Annotated in this window: 5 protein-coding genes; 3 read left to right on the top strand and 2 right to left on the bottom strand. The window is 71.5% G+C overall.

Annotated features, from left to right (window positions below):
* The first annotated feature begins 97 nt into the window (after window positions 1-97).
* From soxR to G6039_RS29565, 3 genes are all read left to right on the top strand, one after another.
* Window positions 98-550, top strand: a complete 453-nt coding sequence (soxR, locus tag G6039_RS29575) for a redox-sensitive transcriptional activator SoxR (RefSeq protein WP_006936821.1) — start codon at window positions 98-100, stop codon at window positions 548-550.
* Window positions 551-673: 123 nt separating this feature from the next.
* The gene (locus tag G6039_RS29570; RefSeq protein WP_029543809.1) at window positions 674-1,705 is read left to right on the top strand and encodes a tyrosine-type recombinase/integrase; all 1,032 of its coding nucleotides are present in this window, start codon (window positions 674-676) and stop codon (window positions 1,703-1,705) included.
* Window positions 1,706-1,850: 145 nt separating this feature from the next.
* Window positions 1,851-3,224: an NAD(P)/FAD-dependent oxidoreductase gene (locus G6039_RS29565; RefSeq protein WP_029543811.1), complete on the top strand. Its 1,374-nt coding sequence runs from the start codon at window positions 1,851-1,853 to the stop codon at window positions 3,222-3,224.
* Window positions 3,225-3,283: 59 nt separating this feature from the next.
* Here the strand turns inward: G6039_RS29565 and G6039_RS29560 are convergent, their stop codons facing one another.
* Both G6039_RS29560 and G6039_RS29555 read right to left on the bottom strand, forming a co-directional pair.
* Window positions 3,284-3,730, bottom strand: a complete 447-nt coding sequence (locus G6039_RS29560) for a PaaI family thioesterase (RefSeq protein WP_006936807.1) — start codon at window positions 3,728-3,730, stop codon at window positions 3,284-3,286.
* Window positions 3,731-3,943: 213 nt separating this feature from the next.
* The gene (locus tag G6039_RS29555; RefSeq protein WP_006936805.1) at window positions 3,944-4,663 is read right to left on the bottom strand and encodes a hypothetical protein; all 720 of its coding nucleotides are present in this window, start codon (window positions 4,661-4,663) and stop codon (window positions 3,944-3,946) included.
* Window positions 4,664-4,818: the final 155 nt, after the last annotated feature.

The following is a 4,818-nucleotide window of genomic DNA, read 5'->3' as shown; positions in this document are numbered from 1 at the left end:
CTCCCCGCACGGCACCCCCTTCCGCGTCGACGTAGATTCGGGTTCGACAGGTATGGTCGGTTCCGCCGGGCCGGCCCGGGGTACGGGAGGGACGTCGATGCGGCCGAGCGTGTGGTTGACCCCGGGCGAGCTGTCCGCCCGCTCCGGGGTGGCGGTGTCCGCGCTGCACTACTACGAGGCCCGCGGCCTGATCGACAGCAGGCGCACCTCCGGGAACCGGCGCACCTACCGGCGCGACACGCTGCGTCGCCTGGCGTTCATCCGGGTCGCCCAGGGCGTCGGAGTCTCCCTCGACGAGATCCGGGAGGCGCTCGATTCGTTGCCGGACAGCCGGGTGCCCACCGCCGCGGACTGGGCCCGGCTGTCGCGGCAGTGGCACGACCGGCTCACCGAGCGGATCGAGGCGCTCACCGCCCTGCGGGACAGTTTCACCGACTGCATCGGTTGCGGCTGCCTGAGCCTGGCCTCGTGTCCGCTGGCCAACCCCGGCGACGTGCTGGGAGCGCAGGGGCCGGGACCGCACCGGCTCGGCAGGTCCGTGCCCCGATAGGAGTCCGGCACCCGCGCCCCGCCTCGGGTCCCCACTCCCCTTTCCTGTTGTCACACCGTTCCCGTCGGTCCCGGATGTCACACTGGTATCGCACAGGTGTACGACCGGTACGTGAGGAGGGGCATGACGAGCCGGGTGGATCCGGGGTTGCTGGACTGGGTCGCCGCGTATCTCGAGACGTTGCAGACGGCGAAGCGGTCGGCGCACACCGTCAAGGCGTACCGACTGGATCTGCAGGCGGTGTGCGAGGAACTCGGCGTCAAGCTCTCGGTCGCCCCGAAGGACCTGTGCGTGCAGGACATCACGATCCGGGCGATGCGCTCGGCGTTCGCCGCGTTCGCGCGGGAGCGGCAACCGGCGTCGGTGCGGCGGGCCTGGTCGGTGTGGAACAGCTTCTGCAACTTCCTCGTCTCCGAGGGGGTGTCGGAGGGCAACCCGATGGCGTCGATCGCCCAGCCGAAGCGGCCGCAGCACACCCCGAAGTCGTTCACGCCCAAGGCGATCGGTCAACTCGTCGACACCCTCACCGTCGAGGCGCAGCGCCCCGCCGCCTCGGGCCGGGAGTGGCCTCAGCGCGATCTGGCGCTCATCGCGACCCTGTTGCTGACCGGCATCCGCTCGGAGGAGCTGATCCGCCTCGATCTCGGCAGCGTTCTCGGCGGCACCGAGGCGCCCGTGCTGCGGGTGATGGGCAAGGGATCGGTGGAACGGCGGATTCCGCTCGAGGAGAGCTGGACGGCGATCGTCTCCGGGTACCTCGAGGAGCGCTACACGCGGTTCCCCCCGTCCCAGCGGTCCCGGCGCGGCGACGACGAGACGCCGGCGGTGTGGGAGCGCTATCCCCCGTCCGATCCGTTGTTCGTCGGCGCCGACGGCCGGCGCATCACCCGCGGCACGCTGCAGTACCGGGTGCGGCGGATGTACCGGATGGCGGGCATCGAGGGTGAGCGCAAGCGGGGCGCCCTCGCGCACGCGCTGCGGCACACCTTCGCCACCAGTCTGGCCGACGGCGGCGCGACGATGGTGGAACTGCAGCAGTTGCTCGGACACCGGTCGCTGCAGACCGTGCAGATCTATACGTCGGCGACGGACGACGCGGTCCGGCACGCCGCGCGGCACAATCCGGTCTACGGGCTGCTCGACCGGCGCGAGTGAGGCCCGGCGCGCGGGGGCCGGCCGGTGGCGGACGCGTAAGCCTGTGGTGAGCGGGTATTGCTGACAGACTGGGGGCGGCGCGGGAGCCCCGTCGCTCGTCCCGCCACCGGTTGCCCGGTCGACCCGAGACATCGAGGAGCACGGAATGAGCATCCAGTCGGTTGAGCCACGTCGTCACCATGTCGTGGTGATCGGATCCGGATTCGGGGGCCTGTTCGCCACCAAGGCCCTCGCACGTGCCGACGTGGACGTCACCGTCGTCGCTCGGACCACGCACCACCTCTTCCAGCCGCTGCTGTACCAGGTGGCGACGGGCATCCTGTCGGTGGGCGACATCGCGCCCCCGACCCGCCTGGTGCTGCGCAAGCAGAAGAACGCGCAGGTGCTGCTCGGCGACGTCGAGTCGATCGATCTGACGCAGCAGACCGTCACGTCCCGGTTCCTCGAGCACGAGACGGTGACGCCGTTCGACAGCCTGATCGTCGCCGCCGGTGCCGGGCAGTCGTATTTCGGCAACGACCAGTTCGCCGAGTTCGCGCCCGGCATGAAGACGATCGACGACGCGCTCGAGCTGCGCGGCCGGATCCTCGGGGCGTTCGAGCAGGCGGAACTGTCCGAGGATCCGGCCGAGCAGCGGCGGCTGCTCACGTTCGTGGTGGTCGGGGCGGGCCCCACGGGGGTGGAACTCGCCGGGCAGATCGCGGAGCTGTCCCATCACACGCTCCGGGGCGCGTTCCGCACCATCGATCCGTCGTCGGCGCGGGTGGTGCTGCTCGACGGGGCACCGGACGTGCTGCCGGTGTACGGGGGCAAGCTCAGCGCCAAGGCCCGTCAGACCCTCGAGAAGCTCGGCGTGGAGATCCAGCTCAACGCGATGGTCACCGACGTGGATGCGACGGGCCTGACGATCAGGGAGAAGGACGGCACCGAGCGCCGGATCGAATCGCAGTGCAAGGTGTGGTCGGCGGGCGTGTCGGCGAGCCCGCTGGGCCGGCAGCTCGCCGAGCAGTCCGGCGCCGAGGTCGACCGGGCGGGCCGGGTCCAGGTGAATCCGGACCTGTCGCTGCCCGGTCACCCGAACGTGTTCGTCATCGGCGACATGATGTCGTTGGACAAGCTGCCCGGCCTGGCGCAGGTGGCGATGCAGGGCGGTAAGTACGCGGCGCGGCAGATCGTGGCGGGCCTGTCCGGTCACAGTCCGGCCGAACGCAAGCCGTTCAAGTACTTCGACAAGGGTTCGATGGCCACGATCAGCCGGTTCAGCGCGGTCGCGAAGGTCGGCAAGCTCGAGATCAGCGGGTTCGTCGGCTGGGTGGCCTGGCTGGGGATCCACCTGCTGTACCTGGTGGGATTCTCGAACAAGCTGTCGACCCTGCTGTCGTGGGCCACGACGTTCCTGACCCGGGGCCGCAACGAGATGGCCTCGACGGAGCAGCAGGTGTTCGCCCGCAACGCGATCGATCGGCTGCAGCGGCACACCGAGGAGACCGAACGCGGCAGCCGCCGCGCCGCGGGCTGAGACACGGCCGCCGCCGCGCCGCGGGCTGAGGCCGGTTCCGGTGGCCCCCACCGCTGTGGTCAGCCCCCCAGGGCGTCGGGATCGAGGATGTTGGCGAGGCGCACCTGCCCGTGGGCGACGGTGCGGTCCTGTTCGTCGGTGATGGCGACCTGCCACAGCTGCTGGCTGCGCCCGCGCTGGATGGGGGTGGCGGTGGCGGTGAGCACACCCTCGCGGGTGGCGCGGATGAAGTCGGTGTTGTTGTTGACCCCCACCACCTTGCCGCGGTCGCCGAGCCAGATGCTGCCGGCAAAGCTGGCGACGGACTCGACGACCGCGCAGTAGACGCCGCCGTGGACGATGCCGAACGGCTGGTGCTGGGTCGGGGTGACGGTCCAGTGCGCGCGGACCCGGTCCGGGCCGAGTTCGGTGAACTCGAGGCCGAGGACGGAGCCGAAGCCGTTGTTGTGCTGTTCGGTGACGGCCGCGGGGTCGGTCAGGTGCTCCTGCGTGGGCAGATCGGTCATGTGTCACTCCGTCCGGGTCGTGCCAGCTCCCTGGCGCGGGCCCGGCGGCGGTCGCCGGGTCTGGAAGGGATGCTAGGACATCGCCGGTGGCACGCAGTGCCGGGACGAGCCGGCGGGCCTCGCGTCGTGGACGCGAGGCCCGCCGCGGGAAGGACCGGGAGTCTCTGCAGCCCTCAGGACTCCGGCGCGGTCCGGCGGTCGCAACACTCTCGACTATAGGGAAGGCTTGCCTAATTTGGCAAGCCCTCGGACCGGCAGGCCCAGCGTCAGGAACGCATCCAGCAGAAGCTGGCCGCGACGCGCCGCGACGGAGCGAGAGGTGCCGGCCAGCAGGGGAATCTGGGCCGCACCCGCCACGACGGCGCGGCCCAGGAGGGACCAGAACCGCAGCGCGTCGGTGGGGGCGCACAGTGCCAGCGAGGCGTGCGCGGCATGCAGCGCGGTGCCGGCCCGGTGGGCGGTCCACCGCGCGAGCGCCTCCTCGCACGGCAGCACGACGACCGTGTCGTCGGCGGCCGCGGGGTCGTCGGGCAACACGCGCAGGGTGTCGTCGGCGACCGCGGCCCAGTCGATGCCTCCGTCGCTGTCCTGGTGGATCCACAGGTTGTCGAGTCCGGGGTCCCAGCAGCGTGCCTCGAGCAGGTAGGGGGCGAGCACCCGGCCCGCGACGACGTGGACGAGGGCGCCGGCCACCTGGTCGGCGGCGATCCGCGGGTCGGCGACGTCCTCGAGCGCGCGGGCGTGGAGCAGCGCGATCCGCCGGTCCCGCTCGGCGTCGGCGAGCCGCCACCAGCGGCGGCGCGGCTCGTCGTCGATGCGGGCGACGGCGTAGACGCGCGGGGCGTGCGGCGTCAGCAGGCGCAGGCGGGCGTCCGTGTCCACGAACGCGCGGACCTGCGCTGCGGTGGATCGGGGTGGCAGCAGGGTTGTCATCCACACCTCCTGATCGGCGAGCTGCTGTGGTTAGGTAAGCCTAACCATTACATTACGGGCCGGCGGGAACGGCGAGCAGGGCCAGGTCGAGGGCCTCGGCGACGAGGCGTCGGGCCAGGGAGGGAGGTACAGCGGCGGAGGCCGGTGTGTCCGGG

Source organism: Rhodococcus aetherivorans (assembly GCF_011058165.1).
GTDB classification, from domain to species: Bacteria; Actinomycetota; Actinomycetes; order Mycobacteriales; family Mycobacteriaceae; genus Rhodococcus; species Rhodococcus aetherivorans.
The sequence above is the reverse complement of the archived record's forward strand: the minus strand, read 5'-3'. Positions and strand labels throughout refer to the sequence as shown.